At 60.4% G+C, this 15,613-nt stretch carries 10 protein-coding genes; 1 reads left to right on the forward strand and 9 read right to left on the reverse strand.

The annotated features are described in order from the left end of the window. Window positions 1–235 precede the first annotated feature (235 nt). The 8 genes from RRF64_RS14410 to RRF64_RS14445 form a co-directional block, all read right to left on the reverse strand. Window positions 236–751 carry a DUF1993 domain-containing protein gene (locus RRF64_RS14410; RefSeq protein WP_323846591.1) on the reverse strand — a complete coding sequence of 172 codons (516 nt, stop codon included), beginning with the start codon at window positions 749–751 and terminating at the stop codon, window positions 236–238. Window positions 752–881: 130 nt separating this feature from the next. Further along, window positions 882–1,697 (reverse strand): hypothetical protein, encoded by an 816-nt coding sequence (locus RRF64_RS14415; RefSeq protein ID WP_323846592.1) that lies wholly within the window; start codon window positions 1,695–1,697, stop codon window positions 882–884. After that, the gene (locus RRF64_RS14420; protein ID WP_323846593.1) at window positions 1,687–4,290 is read right to left on the reverse strand and encodes a hypothetical protein; all 2,604 of its coding nucleotides are present in this window, start codon (window positions 4,288–4,290) and stop codon (window positions 1,687–1,689) included. The genes RRF64_RS14415 and RRF64_RS14420 overlap by 11 nt, the downstream gene beginning before the upstream one ends. A 1,006-nt stretch (window positions 4,291–5,296) precedes the next feature. After that, window positions 5,297–6,829 carry a cryptochrome/photolyase family protein gene (locus RRF64_RS14425; RefSeq protein WP_323846594.1) on the reverse strand — a complete coding sequence of 511 codons (1,533 nt, stop codon included), beginning with the start codon at window positions 6,827–6,829 and terminating at the stop codon, window positions 5,297–5,299. 38 nt (window positions 6,830–6,867) lie between these two features. Next, complete coding sequence (locus tag RRF64_RS14430) at window positions 6,868–8,061, reverse strand: CaiB/BaiF CoA transferase family protein (protein ID WP_323846595.1); 1,194 nt, start codon at window positions 8,059–8,061, stop codon at window positions 6,868–6,870. A 123-nt stretch (window positions 8,062–8,184) separates the two neighbouring features. Next, window positions 8,185–9,330 carry an acyl-CoA dehydrogenase family protein gene (locus tag RRF64_RS14435; protein ID WP_323846596.1) on the reverse strand — a complete coding sequence of 382 codons (1,146 nt, stop codon included), beginning with the start codon at window positions 9,328–9,330 and terminating at the stop codon, window positions 8,185–8,187. A 136-nt stretch (window positions 9,331–9,466) separates the two neighbouring features. Then, window positions 9,467–11,632 (reverse strand): 3-hydroxyacyl-CoA dehydrogenase NAD-binding domain-containing protein, encoded by a 2,166-nt coding sequence (locus tag RRF64_RS14440; protein WP_323846597.1) that lies wholly within the window; start codon window positions 11,630–11,632, stop codon window positions 9,467–9,469. Window positions 11,633–11,652: 20 nt separating this feature from the next. Continuing rightward, the gene (locus RRF64_RS14445) at window positions 11,653–12,864 is read right to left on the reverse strand and encodes an acetyl-CoA C-acetyltransferase (protein WP_323846598.1); all 1,212 of its coding nucleotides are present in this window, start codon (window positions 12,862–12,864) and stop codon (window positions 11,653–11,655) included. A gap of 224 nt (window positions 12,865–13,088) precedes the next feature. Between RRF64_RS14445 and RRF64_RS14450 the strand changes: the two genes are divergently transcribed. After that, a complete protein-coding gene (locus RRF64_RS14450) occupies window positions 13,089–14,321 on the forward strand; it encodes an OmpA family protein (protein ID WP_323846599.1) in 1,233 nt (410 codons plus the stop codon). Between the two features lie 206 nt (window positions 14,322–14,527). On the opposite strand, the gene RRF64_RS14455 is transcribed toward RRF64_RS14450, so the two are convergent. After that, window positions 14,528–15,592 (reverse strand): AraC family transcriptional regulator, encoded by a 1,065-nt coding sequence (locus RRF64_RS14455; protein WP_323846600.1) that lies wholly within the window; start codon window positions 15,590–15,592, stop codon window positions 14,528–14,530. Window positions 15,593–15,613 lie beyond the last annotated feature (21 nt).

Genomic DNA, 15,613 nt, shown 5'->3' on the forward strand with positions numbered 1-15,613 from the left:
GAATCGCAGGATGGGCACTATTATTCTCTTCGTCATACCGGCGCAGAGCCTGTGTCGGACTTGATCCGGTACCGGTATCCAGTTGCGGAGCACCTGGGTTCCGGCCTGCGCCGGAACGACGAGCGAGTGTTTTAAGAGTCTGCCAGCAAGCGAATTTTTGCCGCTTAGCTAGCTAGATTTTTGTCTGCAAGCAGGCTCCTGCGAGGGACCGTTGGCCCGCTCGCGCAGTAGTTAATCAGGCCTCTTCCCTGACATGGGGCGCGAGGTAGGTCATGAAATCGGCTTTCCCGACCGGGGCGCCGAGCTTGCGCAGAATGGCGTAAGCGGTGGTGATGTGAAAATACAGGTTGGGCATCAGATAGTCGTTGATGTACTGCCGCGCCGGCAGTTCGCAGTACCGGCCCGGCCCGAGGCCGATACGTTTCACTTCGTCGAGTTTGCTGTCATCCGCGGCAATGGCACCAACCTGCTCGCGGGTCTGTGCGATATATTTGCGCGCGGTTGCCAGAGAGTCCACTTCCCTGCTGAGGTTTTCGATCGGCTGGCCGGCGCACCACTGGGCAAATCCCAGCGGCTGGTTGCAGACGAAGGCGATCTGGGCGCCGAACGGGTACATGTCCTCGGCGAGACGCTCCTGCATGATCGCGTCCATATCCGGGAAATGTTTTTCGCCGACTGACAGGATGTGATCGAGCACATCGAGTCTCGTGGTGAAGATACGCTTGATCTCAGTAATTTCCGTATTTGCCATGCTGTTATCTCTCGCTGGGATGTTGAGGTTTGCACCGCACCGTCAAAGTGCACTCGCCGGCGACTTTACCGTAGCGCAGGCCGGCTTGGGAAGGTCTCCCAAGCGGCCATGTCGGGACGGAACCCGGGCACTATTGATTCTCGGATGCGGGGCCGCAACCCATTCCCAGGCTCCTCGGCCGGTCACGCTTTTGGTAGGCGAGAAAACAAGTCTCTTCCCACATCTGGATCAGTGCCTCGGACGAGCGGAACACCGCGCCCATTTGCTCGGAGCTTGTGCCCAGTACTGAGATTTCCTGCAGGAAGTCCGGGATCAGGCCGTAATGCGCCAGGCCATCGTAGTTGATATCAAAGGTTCTGGTTACGCGGCTCCCCTGGGTAACTTGGCTTGGATTGATCGGGCGATGTTCTGCCGTGCGGCTGCTCCAGGATGTGCAGGCCGGAGCGCAGGTTGGCTTGGTGCTAGCCCACGGATTACTGGATTCCGGATAGCTGGCATAGTTGACCTTGGCGCCGATACGACCGCTGCGCTGGCGGTTGCTGCGATCGGCGGGGGTATCTTCATGATAATAGGCGTAGCGGCCGAAGCGCGGTGCGGCATGCCAATCAAAGCCATTAAAGTCCGTTCCAAGTGCGATGCCCCGAGTTTGCAGCCGGATCTCGCGCTCGCTGTCGGTCAGCCGCTCGCGGTCACCACCTCCGCCCACGATGCCGATTTGCTTGACAAGTTCGTGGGAACTTTGCACTCCTAGCCCCACCAGCCCGCCGGCCAGGAAGCGGTCGGGAGGAGAATAAATGTGGGATAGCTGTTTGGCGGACAGGATGTTCTCACTGACACGCTGACCGTCCTGAACGCCGCCATGGGATGCCATGAGCGGATAGTTGTGTGCAAGGTTTAGTATCCCTCCCTTGGTCCGCTCTGAAGAGTGCTGGATATCAATCAACATGCCTCGCCGCATCATAGCAATTGAGGAAATCCTGGCCGTTTGCGGTTAAGGACCGGCTGTTAATATGAAACGGCAGCTTTTTCTGTTTGTCGCTGAGCTCCAATGGAATCATGAGTGCCGAATCGGTAGCACCTTCAAAGGGCATGGTGGAGCGGGCCGCCTCGAACATCTCATTGTTTAACGTTGTGGCTGCGCAGGTGGCCTCAGAGGCGCCAGCGGTCAAAAATCCGAATGCAATTCGCCAGCCTTCGTCTTCGACACATTGCCCTGCAAAAAACTCGGCGACTGTTCGGCCAATACCTTCAGGCATGACATTTCCGTCAGCAATTGCATGTGGCTCCAGCTTTGCCCAAATGGGAATATTCACCTCATTGAGCTGCAAGGAAAACGGGAGCGTGTTGCGCCATTCTTCCAGCCGCCTTTTGTTTTCTCCGTAGTAGGCCTCGCGTTCGACAGGCTCGGGTGGATGAACCCGATCGCCATAGGTTCGCTCAAGTTCCTCCAGCGCCATGAATTTCGGGGGGCGTGCGTCGGGGTCGCCAAAAATGGCGCTGGCAGTAAACAGTGCACCATTGATGGCATAACCACCCAGCATGCTATCGGAAAAATGTATGGGAGTTATCTGTCTTACGCCCGCACGGTACAAGGCGTCGAGACGTGCTTCAATTTGTTCCGGGGAGCAGGATTTTGGATGGCCGGCGTAGTGCATGGTGCGTGTGGCTCCCCCCAGGAATTGGGCAACACCGACGGCACTGCCGACCAGGCCGATGTCCATTCCATTTCGCGAGGCCCACAGGTCAGGGTGGGCATATTCCCGCGCAACGTGGTGGCGCTCACGCGTGACATTAGCGTCGCAGCTGTCCATCACGTGATCGACTTCCACGCCAATGATAATCGCAAGCTTCCCGGAATTGATGATCCGCCTGGCCTGGCGGGGGGTGTAAGCGACCTCCGCCCAGTCGGAATTTTCCCTGGCAAAGCGTTTAATTGCAGGAATCTGTTTTGCTATTGCGTCCTGATCAGACGTAAAGGGGCGATCCTTTTCCTTGGTCAGGCCATATGCGATGACTTCGGAATTGCCGACGGAAGCGATCATCATTCTGACGCCGCCGGCATGGGCACGCTTAACCCACTCCCAGTGCATCTGTTGATGTATGGCAGAGTACCACATGGGCCAGTTTACAAAGCTCGGATACCCACCCTGCGTATTGTGGTACCCGCCAAGGCCCGGGCTCTGGTGCGTCTGGTCGCCATCTTTCTCGGGCAGTCCGGCACCCTCGATCAAGTTCAGGCACATGTCGCGGCACATTGTGTAATCGGCATGAAAGTGCGTTTCGTGTGGGCGCACGAAGCCATTGCCACTGGTGGTGTGAATATCGTTGCAGGCCCCCAGCGCGCTGATCGGCCCGAGAGCGCTGCCCCACAACCCCCGGGCATCGGGTTGCCTTCCATCGGCGGGATATGACATAAACGCTTCTTCGTTCATCAAGTGGGCATGTAAATCGGCAACGCCAAAGACCGGGTCTGTGTCCCGTCTGTTTGGCTTCGCTGGGCGGTTGCTAATCCAGATATCGTCGACGTTGATATGGCCCCAACCGCCAGAATCCTTGTCCTCGATTAGGATGCGCGCTTTGGTGCCAGAAAGATGGCCAATATCGAAGGAGACCCGGACCATGTTCTCTATGCAGAAGCCGCGGGCGGCAATCGGCCGGCCGGATGCATCGGACAGAGTTTTCCACTCCGTGGTGATCGTTGGGGTGGATGTGGGTTTCGTCGTTGGGAGTACACCTCTACCTGCCGTGCCGCCTGTTACAGATACGCCAGCAAGCGGTGCACCGACTGAGGTGCGTTCGGCGTTGTTGAGTCTTGGCACTCGCGATTGAAGGTAAACGCCGACGTTTTTGGAGCAGCCGCCACCAACAAGAAAGTGAAAGTACTTATGCTGTAACTCGATTTCTGTTGATACCAGCCGTCCCGTCAGTCGGTCGCCCTGGGTGGTTCCCCAGGGCTGTGGGCGCGGGGCAAAGCGGCCGGGCACAGAGTCCGACAGTATTCGGCGTGAAGGACGATTTTCGTATGTCCCGATCCAATACAGGCCTTCTTTGCCAATGGGAAAAGCGGTGTTGGCATAGCCGCCGCCTACGCGTTGGAGATCGGCACTTAGACGATTAAGGTCGTTTCTGAGCTGCTTCAGATAATAATGGGTTGATCCCTGGTTAAACTCGCACTCGGTAGCGGCATCCAGGACCAGTCCCGCGCAGGGATTTTCCGGTAAGCGCATGCTCGCTGTATTGAGCGCGCGCGCAGAAGACACGTTGTCGCCGAAGGTTGGCTGACCATGAAAGGCACCAGTGGCACCACCACCAGTTGCGTCCTCGTGTCGGAAGCCTTGCAGGGTTCCATCCTCAAAGTCCCAGTGATGGTCTCTATATTTCTTCAGATCACGTAGAGCGCCAGGGGTTACTTGCGGCAAATCGGTCTGTCGTTTTACGGCGTCAACTTCAATGACGCTGGTTTGTCCCAAGACGTTGCCTGAAAGTGTAATGCCTATAGCGGAAGCTAAACACAGTGTAATTATTCTTATATTCTTCATCGTCGGTTTCCTTTGCGGAATGATGATTTAAATTGCAATAGTGATTACAGCAGTATTTGAAATTTGATTTATCGGCGGTGGCACTTAGCTGATGCTGTTTTTTTCTTCTTTGTGTAACTAAATATAATCAGGTGTTAGTTTTACCAGTTATTAATTCTCGTCTGCTTTTAGTGCTCAATGTATTTCTGCATTAAACCCGCATAAATAATCGAGGCTTACAGATTGCCTGTGTCTGAATGCCGGATCATAGAAATTTTTGATCCGCAGCGGTCGCAATCTGCGGAGGCTAGAGGAACTATATCTGGCAGCTTAGCCAGTATTTCCTCTTATATCAGTTGCTTGAAATCAGGCTGAAGTTTATTTTTATTTTTTCAGGGGTGCATCTTACTTCTGATAGGTTAAAACTATGATAAGTTCCGGAAACGCAACTATTAATCGCCAGCGAAAATAACACGTTTAAGCGGGATAAATAGCGTAATGTAATGGCGTGTAATAGGATTAGCGTATTTTTCGTCTTTCTAATAGCCTTTTGCTGCAATGCGTCTTCATTTAAGATAGGCAGATTTTCATTTTTTGCGTGGGGTGTGGTGCAGGTCAGGCAAAAAATTCCAATGGGTTTGCGAACGTTAGCTCATGGGGTGCTGCCCTGGAAAAGCACCGCATGCATATTGGTGCTTGGCATGTCGTCAGCCCAACCTGAGATGGAACTTCCTGACCTCTAACCACCTTTGCGAAAGAGTTTTGACCGGAATGGCTGTAATTTTCTGATACCAAAGCCCGTGAGTGGATTGCTATCGATGGCGCTGACGATCTTGTCGGCAAGCCAACGTCCATTTCTTTCGGTCAGGTAATCATGTCTGGTAACACAGACGCACCGAGTTCGGGCGGCTCAATAGATCTGTTGCGTGGTGGATCCATCATCGGTTGGAGCTGTGACGCTTGATCTCGGTGCCCTACGTAAGAGTTCGATAAGCCCTGGCCTTTTTTACGTCGATTATTTGCTGCTTCAGAAATCATCCGGACAGCGGATAATCCGTTTTGCCCGCGCTCTTAGCGCCTCCAGCTCTCCGCTTTCCATTTTGTCCAGCAGGCTCAGCATCATCGCCATGCGCGGGTTGTGCTCGAAGTGTTCGCGTTTTTCGACGAGGAAGTTCCAGTAGAGGCTGTTGAACGGGCAGGCGTCTTCCCCGAACTTTTCCTGGACCTTGTAGCGGCAGCCCTCGCAGTAGTTGCTCATCTTGTGGATGTAACTGCCGCTCGAGATATAGGGCTTGGTGGCGACCAGGCCGCCGTCGGCGAACTGGCTCATGCCGCGGGTGTTGGTGATCTCCACCCACTCGATCGCATCGATATAGATGCCCAGATACCAGGCGTCCACCTGGTCCGGGTGCACCTGGATCAGCAGCGCGAAGTTGCCGGTGATCATCAGCCGCTGGATATGGTGGGCGTAGGCGTGCTCCAGACTGTTTTTGATCGCGTGGTGCAGGCAGTTCATCCGGGTGTCTGCGCTCCAGTAGAACTCTGGCAGCTCCATGTGGTTGCCTAGGCGGTTGCAGCGGGCGTAGCCCGGCATCTCGCGCCAGTAGACGCCGCGCATATACTCGCGCCAGCCGAGGATCTGCCGCACATAGCCCTCGACCTCGTTGATGGAGATGGTGGCTTTGTTGTGCTGCCAGTGCTCGATCACCGCATCGATCACTTCGCGCGGGTGCAGCAGCTTGCTGTTCATCGCGAAGCTGAGGCGGCTGTGGAACAGGTAGACCTGCTCGGGATCCATCGCGTCCTGGTAGTCGCCGAAGTGGATCAGCAAATGCTCGCAGAAATAACGCAGCACCGTTAGACAGTCTTCGCGGGTCGTGGGCCAGCTGAAGTGCTGCGGGTCTATCTCGCCGAAGGTTTTCACCCCGGCGCCCTCGATGCGCTGCAGCGTCTTGCGCACGTCCTTGCGGAAGCCGCGCTCGTGGGGGATGGCCGGCCTGCCCTTCCATTTCTTGCGGTTGCGCTGGTCGTAGTTCCACTGGCCGCCTTCCGGTTCATCGCCGTTCATCAGGAGGTCGTGCTTGCGGCGCATATAGCGGTAGAAACTCTCCATCAGCAGGGACTGCTTGCCGTCGAAGAATGCCGCCAGCTCGTCCCGGCTGGTGAGGAAGTGTTCGCTGTCGAAGGCCTCGCAGTCGATGCTGAGGTCGTCGGCGAGCTGCTTCAGCTGCCGGTCGAGGCGGTATTCGTCCGGCAGCTGGTATTCGAATTTCTCGATACCGTGCCGCTGCACCAGCCTGGCGATGTTCTTGCCGAGGTGCTGGGTGTTGTCCGGCTTGTCGAGGCGCCAGTGGATCACGCGCTTGCCGCGCGCGCGCAGCCAGTCGGCGAAGTTTTCCATGGCCTCGAAAAAGGCCACCACCTTCTGGATATGGTGTTTGACGTAGTCGGTCTCCTGGCGCATCTCGGCGATGAAATACAGCGTGTCATCGTCGTCGTTGCGATACCAGGAGTGTTTGTGGTTGAGCTGGTCGCCGAGTAGCAGCCGCAGGGTTTTCACGTTTCCCTGCCTTGTTCGACGCTTTCCCGGCGGGGTGTTCAGGCGATTACACCCTGGAGTTGCATCTGCTCAATCTCCTCCTGGGTATAGCCGAGCGCGTTGAGCAGCTGGTGGGTGTCGCCGCCGAGCGGGGCGCCGGCGGTGTGGCGCCGCGGCCTGTGGCCGTCGAACGTCAGCGGTGTATTGATCTGCTGCTGGCTGCTGCCGTCCGGCAGTACCGCCTCGCACAGCATCTGCCGCTCGGCCATCAGCGCACTCGCGGCCGCCTCGGAGAATGTCAGCACCGGTTCCACGCAGGCGTCGCAGGCATCGAACAGGCGCATCCAGTCATCCAGTGTGCCCTGCGCAATGGTGTCGGCGATATCCCGTTTGAGCGGTTGCTGCTGGTCGGCCTGCAGCACCCGCTGCAGCCACTCCGGGTGGCCAATGACGCGGAAAAACTGTTCCGCGAATTGCGGTTCCAGGCTGCCGACGGACAGGTAGCGGTTGTCGGCGGTGCGGTAGTAGTCGTAGTAGCTGCCACCATTGAGCAGTTCCTTTTCCAGCTCCGGGTCGCCGGCGCCGGCCAGTGCGTTGGCGCCGCTGATGGCGTTCAGGGCGAAGGCGCAGTCGGTCATGCTGATATCGATATGGCTGCCCCTGCCGCTCTGCTGGCGCTGGTACACCGCGGCGAGAATGCCCATCACCGCATGGTGCGAGCCACCGGCGATATCGGCAATCTGGGTGCCGCTGAGACTGGGGCCGCTGTACTCGCGGCCGGAGTAGCTGGCGAGGCCCGCCAGCGCCAGGTAGTTGATGTCGTGGCCGGCGCGCTGTCTGAGCGGGCCCGTCTGGCCGTAGCCGGTGATGGAGCAGTAGATGAGGTCCGCGCGGGTCTTGCGCAGGGTTTCGTAACCGAGGCCGAGCTTGCCCATCACGCCGGGGCGGAACTGTTCGACGACGATGTCGTAGTCCACCAGCAGGCGCCGCACGATCTCGCCGGCGCGCGGGTCTTTCAGGTCCAGCGCGAGGGATTGCTTGTTGCGGTTGATGCTGGCGTGGGCGGCGGACACGGATTGATCCTCGCCGACCATCGGCGGCAGGCCGCGCAGCATGTCCGGGCGCGTCGGCGACTCGATGCGCAGCACCTCGGCGCCCATGTCGGCCAGCAGCATGGTGGCGTAGGGGCCGGGGAGCAGGGTGGAGAAGTCGAGAACTTTCAGTCCCTTTAAAGGCCCGTCAACGTAAGTCATAGGTTATCTGCGGTCTGGTTGGCGAGGGTTTCCAGTCTCTCGTCATACCGGCGCAGGCCGGTATCCAGGTTCGCGGCACCTGGGGCCCGGCCTGCGCCGGGACGACGACAAAGTGTTAGCGGATTAATCCTTGAGCAGATCCCGGGAAATAATCAGCTTCATGATTTCGTTGGTGCCGGCGTAGATGCGCTGTACGCGCGCGTCGGCCCAGGCGCGGGCGATGGGGTATTCCCACATATAGCCGTAGCCGCCGTGCAGCTGCACGCATTCGTCGAGCAGCTTGCACTGGAAGTCGGTGGCCAGCAGCTTGGCCTTGGCGGCGGTGGCGGCGTCCAGCTTCTTCTCGTAGTGCAGTTCCATGCAGCGGTCGATGAACACGCGCAGCGCGGTCAGTTCGCTGTCCAGCTCCGCCAGCTTGAACTGGGTGTTCTGGAAGGCGGAGATGGGTTTGCCAAAGGCCTTGCGCTCGCGCACATAGCCGACGGTCCAGCGCAGGCCGGCCTCGGCGTTGGCGACGGCACCGATGGCGACACCGAGGCGCTCCTGCGCCAGTTCCTGCATCAGGTAGACAAAGCCCTGACCCTCGCCGCCGAGCAGGTTTTCCGCCGGCACCTTGACGTCGTCGAAGAACAGCTCCGAGGTGTCCTGGGCTTTCATGCCGACCTTTTCCAGGTTGGTGCCCTTCTTGAAGCCGGGCAGGTTGGACTCGACCAGCAGCAGGCTGACGCCGGCCGCGCCCTCGTCCGGATTGGTCTTGGCGACAACAATGACCAGGTCGGCCAGCTGGCCGTTGGTGATGAAAGTCTTGGAGCCGTTCAGCACATAGTGATCGCCCTTCTTGATGGCGGTGGTGCGCACGTTCTGCAGGTCGGAGCCGGTGCCCGGCTCGGTCATCGCGATGGCGGTGATGATCTCGCCGCTGATGCACTTGGGCAGGTATTTCTGTTTCTGCTCCTCGCTGCCGTAGTTGACGATATAGGGCACGGCGATATCCGAGTGCAGGCCCCAGCCGATACCGGTGAGGTTGGCGCGGGAGATCTCCTCGGCGACGATCGCGTTATAGCCGAAGTCGAGGCCCAGGCCGCCGTATTCTTCCGGGATCTGCGGGCAGAGGAAGCCCATCTCGCCGGCCTTGGTCCACAGCTCGCGGTCCACCTGGCCGTCCTTTTCCCACTGGTGGTGATAGGGCGCGGCCTCGTTTTCCAGAAACTTGCGCACGGTATCGCGAAACTGTTCGTGATCTTCGTTGAAGACGGTTCTCGGGATCATCACTTTTCTCCGGATCTTTTTTCTTATTGTAGAAGCGGCGGGGCGGCCATCCGCCCATGGCCGCGATCGATGGTGGTTTATAGCGAGATCGATCGCGGCCAAGGGCCGCTCCTACAGGGGGTAATTCGGCATCGTGCTATTCATCGGTCAGCGGCAGGTTGGCTTCCGCCATCTCGACCAGCACCTGCGACGGCGCGAAGCGCTCGCCGTAGTGCTCCGCCAGCTGCCGCGCGCGCTGTTCGAATTCCGCCGGGCCGTACTGGTTGATGTACTGCAGGGCGCCGCCGGTCCAGGGCGGGAAACCGATACCGAAGATGGAGCCGATATTCGCATCGCGCACACTGCGCAGCACATGTTCCTCATAGCAGCGCAGCGTCTCTATCGCCATGATAAACAGCAGCCGCTCCTTCACATCCTCGAACGCCGGCTGTTCGCCGACGGGAAATTCCTTCGCCAGCCCGGTCCACAGGTGTTTCTTGCCATCTTCTGGGTAGCTGTAGAAGCCGCCGCCGGCGGCTTTGCCAGCGCGGCCCATTTCCAGCATATGGTCGATCACCTTGTCCGCCGGATGCGACGGCACCGGTTTGCCCTCGCGCTGCAGGTCGTCAACGGTCTGTTGGCGGATCTTGCCCATCAGCGTCAGCGAGACTTCGTCACTGACCGCCAGCGGGCCGACCGGAAAACCGGCCAGGGCCGCGGCATTTTCGATGCTGGCCGGGTTCACGCCCTCGCCGAGCATGGCGATGCCCTCGTTGGTGAAGCAGCCGAACACCCGCGATGTGAAGAAGCCGCGGCTGTCGTTGACGACGATCGGCGTCTTGCCGATCTGCAGCACGAAGGCGAAGGCGCGCGCGAGGGTCTCGTCACTGGTCCGTTCGCCGCAGATGATTTCCACCAGCGGCATCTTGTCCGCCGGGGAGAAGAAGTGCAGGCCGATAAAATTCTCCGGCCGCTTCGAGGCCTCGGCGAGACCGCTGATCGGCAGGGTGGAGGTGTTGGAGGCGAAGATGGCGCTCTCTCCCAGCTGTTCCTCGGCCTCCGCGGTGACCCTGGCCTTCAGTTCGCGGTCCTCGAACACCGCCTCTATGATGAGCTCGCAGCCCTTGAGGTCAGCTGCGCTGTCGCTCGGCAGTATGCGCGACAGTATGTCCTGCATGCCGGCCTCGTCCATGCGGCCGCGGTCGACGCGCTTCTGCAGGGATTTCTCCGCATAGCCTTTGCCTTTCTGCGCGGCCTCCAGCGAGACGTCCTTGAGCACCACCTCGACGCCCCTGCTCGCACAGGCGTAGGCGATGCCCGCGCCCATCATGCCGGCGCCGAGAATGCCGATTTTCTTTAACGGTGCGGTTTCCCGCTCGTTTAATAAAGCACGCGCGGCGTCCGGCAGCGAGGCACCGGCCTTGATCGCGTTAAGGCCGAACCAGAAGGTGCCGATCATGTTCTTCGCCACCTGGCCGCAGGTCAGCTCGACGAAATAGCGGGATTCGATGCGCGTGGCGGTGTCGAAGTCCACCTGGGAGCCCTCGATCACCGTGGCCAGTATCGCCTCCGGCGCCGGGAAACAGCCCTTGGTTTTCTGCCACAGCATGGCCGGGGCGAATGCCAGCAGCTGCGCATTTTTTGGGTTCCTGGCGTCGCCGCCGGGCATGCGGTAGCCGGGCTGGTCCCAGGGCTGCTGCACCTCGCTGCCGGCGTTGGCGAGCACAAAAGCGCGCGCGTGATCGAGCAGCTCGTCCGCGTCTTTCGCGGTCTGGTGAATCAGGCCGGCTTCCAGCGCCTGCTGTGCGCCGACCTGCTTGCCCTCGAGCAAGTAGGGCAGTGCATTCTGGATGCCAAGCAGGCGCGGCATGCGCACGCAGCCACCGCCGCCGGGCAGCAGGCCGAGGGTGACTTCCGGCAGGCCGATCTTTACCGCATGGCTGTCGATCGCGATGCGGTGGTGGCAGCTCAGCGCTATCTCCCAGCCGCCGCCGAGGGCGGCGCCGTTGATCGCGGCCACCACCGGCTTGCCCTGGATCTCCAGCCAGCGCAGGTCCGCTTTCAGGGCTTCACAGTGTTTGAAGAATTCCCCGGCATCCTTGTGCTGCACCGAGTAGAGCCAGTTGAGGTCGCCGCCGGCAAAGAAGGTGCTTTTCGCCGAGCGCACGATGATGCCGGCGTAGTCGTCTTTCTGCAGGCGCTCGACGGCCTGGTGCAGTGACTCGGCAAAATCCCGGTCCATCACGTTGGCGGACGCGTTGGGATTGTCGAGGATCAGGTGGATGATGTTGTCGCTGTCTTTTTCCAGGCGAATGGATTTCATTTTCTTTCCCCTTCCCCTATTTAACCGAGACGCTCGACGATGGTCGCCACGCCCATGCCGCCGCCGACACAGAGGGTGACCAGGCCGTAGCGCTGGCCGCGCTGTTCCAGCTCGTCCAGCACGGTGCCGATCAGCATGGCGCCGGTGGCGCCGAGCGGATGGCCCATGGCGATGGAGCCGCCGTTCACGTTGATTTTCTCGGGATCTATATCCAGCTCGCGCTGGAAGCGCATCACCACCGCGGCGAAGGCCTCGTTCACCTCGTACAGGTCGATTTCCTGCGCGGTCAGGCCCGCCACTTTCAATGCCTTGTTCGTGGCCGGCGCCGGGCCGGTGAGCATGATGGTGGGATCAGTGCCGACCACCGCGGCCGAGACGATGCGCGCGCGCGGCGTTATGCCGAGATCGCGGCCGGCCTGTTCACTGCCGAGCAGCAGCGCCGCGGCGCCGTCGACGATACCGGAGGAGTTGCCGGCGGTGTGCACATGGTCGATGCGCTCCACCTGCGGGTAGCGGGCCTTGGCCACGCTGTCGAAACCCAGCTCACCGAGGCCGGTGAACGAGGGTTTCAGCTGGCCGAGGCCTCCCATCGAGGTGTCCGGGCGCACCAGCTGGTCATGATCGAGGATCAGCAGGCCGTTCTGGTCCCGCACCGGCACGACGGATTTGGCGAAGGCGCCGCGGGCCCAGGCGGCAGCGGCCTTGCGCTGGGACTCGAGCGCGAAGGCATCCACGTCCTCGCGGCTGAAGCCGCCGAGGGTGGCGATCAGGTCCGCGCCTATGCCCTGCGGCACGAAACCGGTGTCCATGGCGGTGCGCGGGTCCGCGATCAAGGCGCCGCCGTCGCTGCCCATCGGCACGCGCGACATGGACTCGACACCGCCGGCCACCACCAATTGCTCCCAGCCGGAGCGCACCTTGGCGGCGGCGAAATTCACCGCCGAGGCACCGGAGGCGCAGAAACGGTTCAGGGTGACACCGCCGATATCCCAGTCCCAGCCGGCAACCAAAGCCGCGGTCTTGGCGATATCGGCGCCCTGGTCGCCGATCGGGGTGACGCAGCCCATGACCACGTCATCGACTCTGCGGGTGTCCAGCTGGTTGCGTTTCTGCAGCTCGCGCAGCAGGTCGGCGAGCAGCGTCACCGGTTTGACTTCGTGCAGGGCGCCGCCGGGCTTGCCTTTGCCGCGGGGCGTGCGGATCGCATCGTAGATATAGGCTTCTGCGGGCACGTTCTGAGCCTCTTCGTTATTGGTAGTAGCTATACCTTAGTTGGGCCCGCCGGTGACGCAAATGATAAAAGGCGCCACAGACGGTGACGCCGGCGCCAGTGGGGTGACCATAAAGACACCGATGGTATTCGCCCGCTGGTTATTCGGAATCAAACTAATCCACTGGCGGGGTTGCCGTACACTCAGTGGAGACGTTTAGAGGTATTAAACGACGAGGTTGTGTTATGGCGGAAAATTTATTGGAAATGGCGGTACGCCAGTTGGGTAATTCAGGTATCGATGCGCTGACCAGCGCGCTCGGCTTGCCGGCAGATAAAGGGGAGTCCGCCGTCAATACCGGGCTCTCATCCGTGCTTGCGGGCATGCTCAACAAGGGCAGTAGCAAGACGGGTATGGGTAACCTGTTCAACATGATCACCGGCAGCAGCGAGCTGAATTTCTCGTCCATCGCCGATGTCTTCAAAGACCCGGAGCAGATGAGCAGCCTGCAAAAGAGCGGCGGCAATATGCTGGAGGGCATCTTCGGCGGCAAGGCCGCCGGTGTCGGGGACATTGTTTCCAGTGCGCTGGGCATGAGCGGCGGCAAAGGCGGCAGCCTGCTCAAGGTGGCGGCGCCGGTGGTGATGTCGCTGCTCAGCAAAATGGTCAAGAGCAAGGGCCTGGACGTTTCCAGTCTCGCCTCGCTGCTGCTGGGGCAGAAGCCATTTATCAAGGACAAGGTGCCCGCGGGGCTGCTGAGGGAACTGGGGGTGGCCGATTTCAACAAGCTCGGCGAATCCCTGGTAACTCACGGCCACGAACAGCCGCAGGAGGCGCGCCCGCAGGCGATACATCGCGCGCCGGAGAAAAAGCGCGGCGGTTTCGGCAAGTGGTTCTGGCCACTGCTGATTGCCCTGGCGGCGCTCTACGCGCTCAACATGTGCGCGAAGCGGGAAAAGGTGGAGGAAAAACCCGGCGAGGTGATACTGGACGAGGAGAAGGTGATTATCGAGGAGACACCCGATGCCACCGCGATACCGCCGGATACCACTACCGCCCCGCCGACCACCGAGGAGACGGTGGATTTCGCCAGCAGTTTCCGCGACTATCTGACCAGCGCCGCGCGGGATCCGAATCGTGAGTTCCCGCTCACAATTCAGTTTGCCGTCGACAGCGCCCAAGTCACCAGCGCGTCTGTGCCGGATGTGGATGCGCTGGCCATCATCCTGCAGGAAAACCCGGGGCTGACCATCGCCATCGAGGGGCACACCTCCAGCGAGGGCGATGCGATGGCCAACCAGGAGCTGTCGCAGGAGCGCGCGGATACGGTGCGCCAGATGCTGGTGGAAAAGGGCATAGACCCAAACCGTGTGACTGCCACCGGCATGGGTTCGGCCAAGCCGGTCGCCGATGACAGCACCGAGGAAGGCAAGGAGAAGAACCGCCGCATCAGCGTGCGGGTGGTGACTTTCGAGTAACCCGGCTTTGCCAGACGAAAAAAATCCCCGCAATTGCGGGGATTTTTTTGATTGTGATGCTGGGGAGACTTCGGCGTATTGTCGTCGTTCCGGCGCAGGCCAGGAACCCTGGTGCCGCGAAACTGGATACCGGTCTGCGCCGGTATGACGACCGGATGCACATTTTCTTTAAATCCCCATGGCGCCGGCGCAGTAAGTAGATGTCACTAGCCGCGATATTTCTCGCGGTAGGCGCCCGGCGCCAGGCCGGTCCACTTCTTGAAGGCGCGGTTGAAAGCGCTGGGTTCGGAAAAGCCGAGGCGCTCGGCGATCTCCGCCACTGCCGTTTCCTGTTTCTTGAGCTGGTACACGGCCATATCGCGGCGCACCGAGTCCTTGATGTCCTGCCAGCTGTTGCCCTCCTCTTTCAGTCGCCGGCGCAGCGTCTGCGGCGAGGTATAGAGGCGCGCGGCGACGTCGTCGAGCGACAGGTTCTCGATGCAGTTCTGCTGCTGCAGCATGCGGCGAATGCGGCCGGTGTAGCTGTGGTCGGATTTGTACTGGGCCAGCAGGCACTCGGGGGCGCGGGCGAGGAATTCGGCCAGCTGCTGCTCGTCGCGCACCAGCGGCATCTGCAAATAGCGCGTGCTGAACACCAGGCAGGTTTCGCGCTGGTGGAAGTAGTGCCGGCAGGGGAACATATCGCTGTAGTCTTCGTTGTAGTCCGGGGGCGGGAAGGCCAGGTGCACCCGTTCGAGCAATATGGTGCGGTCGATCAACCAGCTGAAGAAGCGCAGCCAGATGAGTGCCAGGGATTCGACGAAGATCTGGTTCGGCAGCTGTTTGTCGTTGCCGTGGTGAAAGGTCAGGCGCGCCTCCTCGCCGTCTTCCACCAGCTTGATGTGCAGGTCGTCGCTGACCATGGCGACGAAGCGGCCGGAGCGCAGCAGCGCGCGGCGCAGGTTGGGGCAGCTGATACAGGCGTGGCCCATCATCGCGAAGGTGCCGGGCAGCCACGGCCGGGCGAGGAAGCCGCCGGACTCGTCGTTCAGCAGGTCCCACTCGCGGCGCAGCAGGTTGGCGACCTGTTCGCGGCCGATGCGATTGTCGGGCTCGTCGATAGCGGCGGGGTCTATGCCGCTGTCGAGTAGCAGCTGGCGGCAGTCCAGCCCGGCATCGTGGGCGCCGGCCAGTTGCGCGCGCACCGCCGCGGCGAGTATGCCCGGGTCCGCATCGCGGAATCTGGCTTCCCCATTTTCCGCCTTGTCGATTTCCACACTGTCGTTTTCCACAGCCTCAGCCCTCTTTAGTCC

Origin of the sequence: Microbulbifer magnicolonia, from assembly GCF_035117725.1 — a bacterium.
Taxonomy (GTDB): domain Bacteria; phylum Pseudomonadota; class Gammaproteobacteria; order Pseudomonadales; family Cellvibrionaceae; genus Microbulbifer; species Microbulbifer magnicolonia.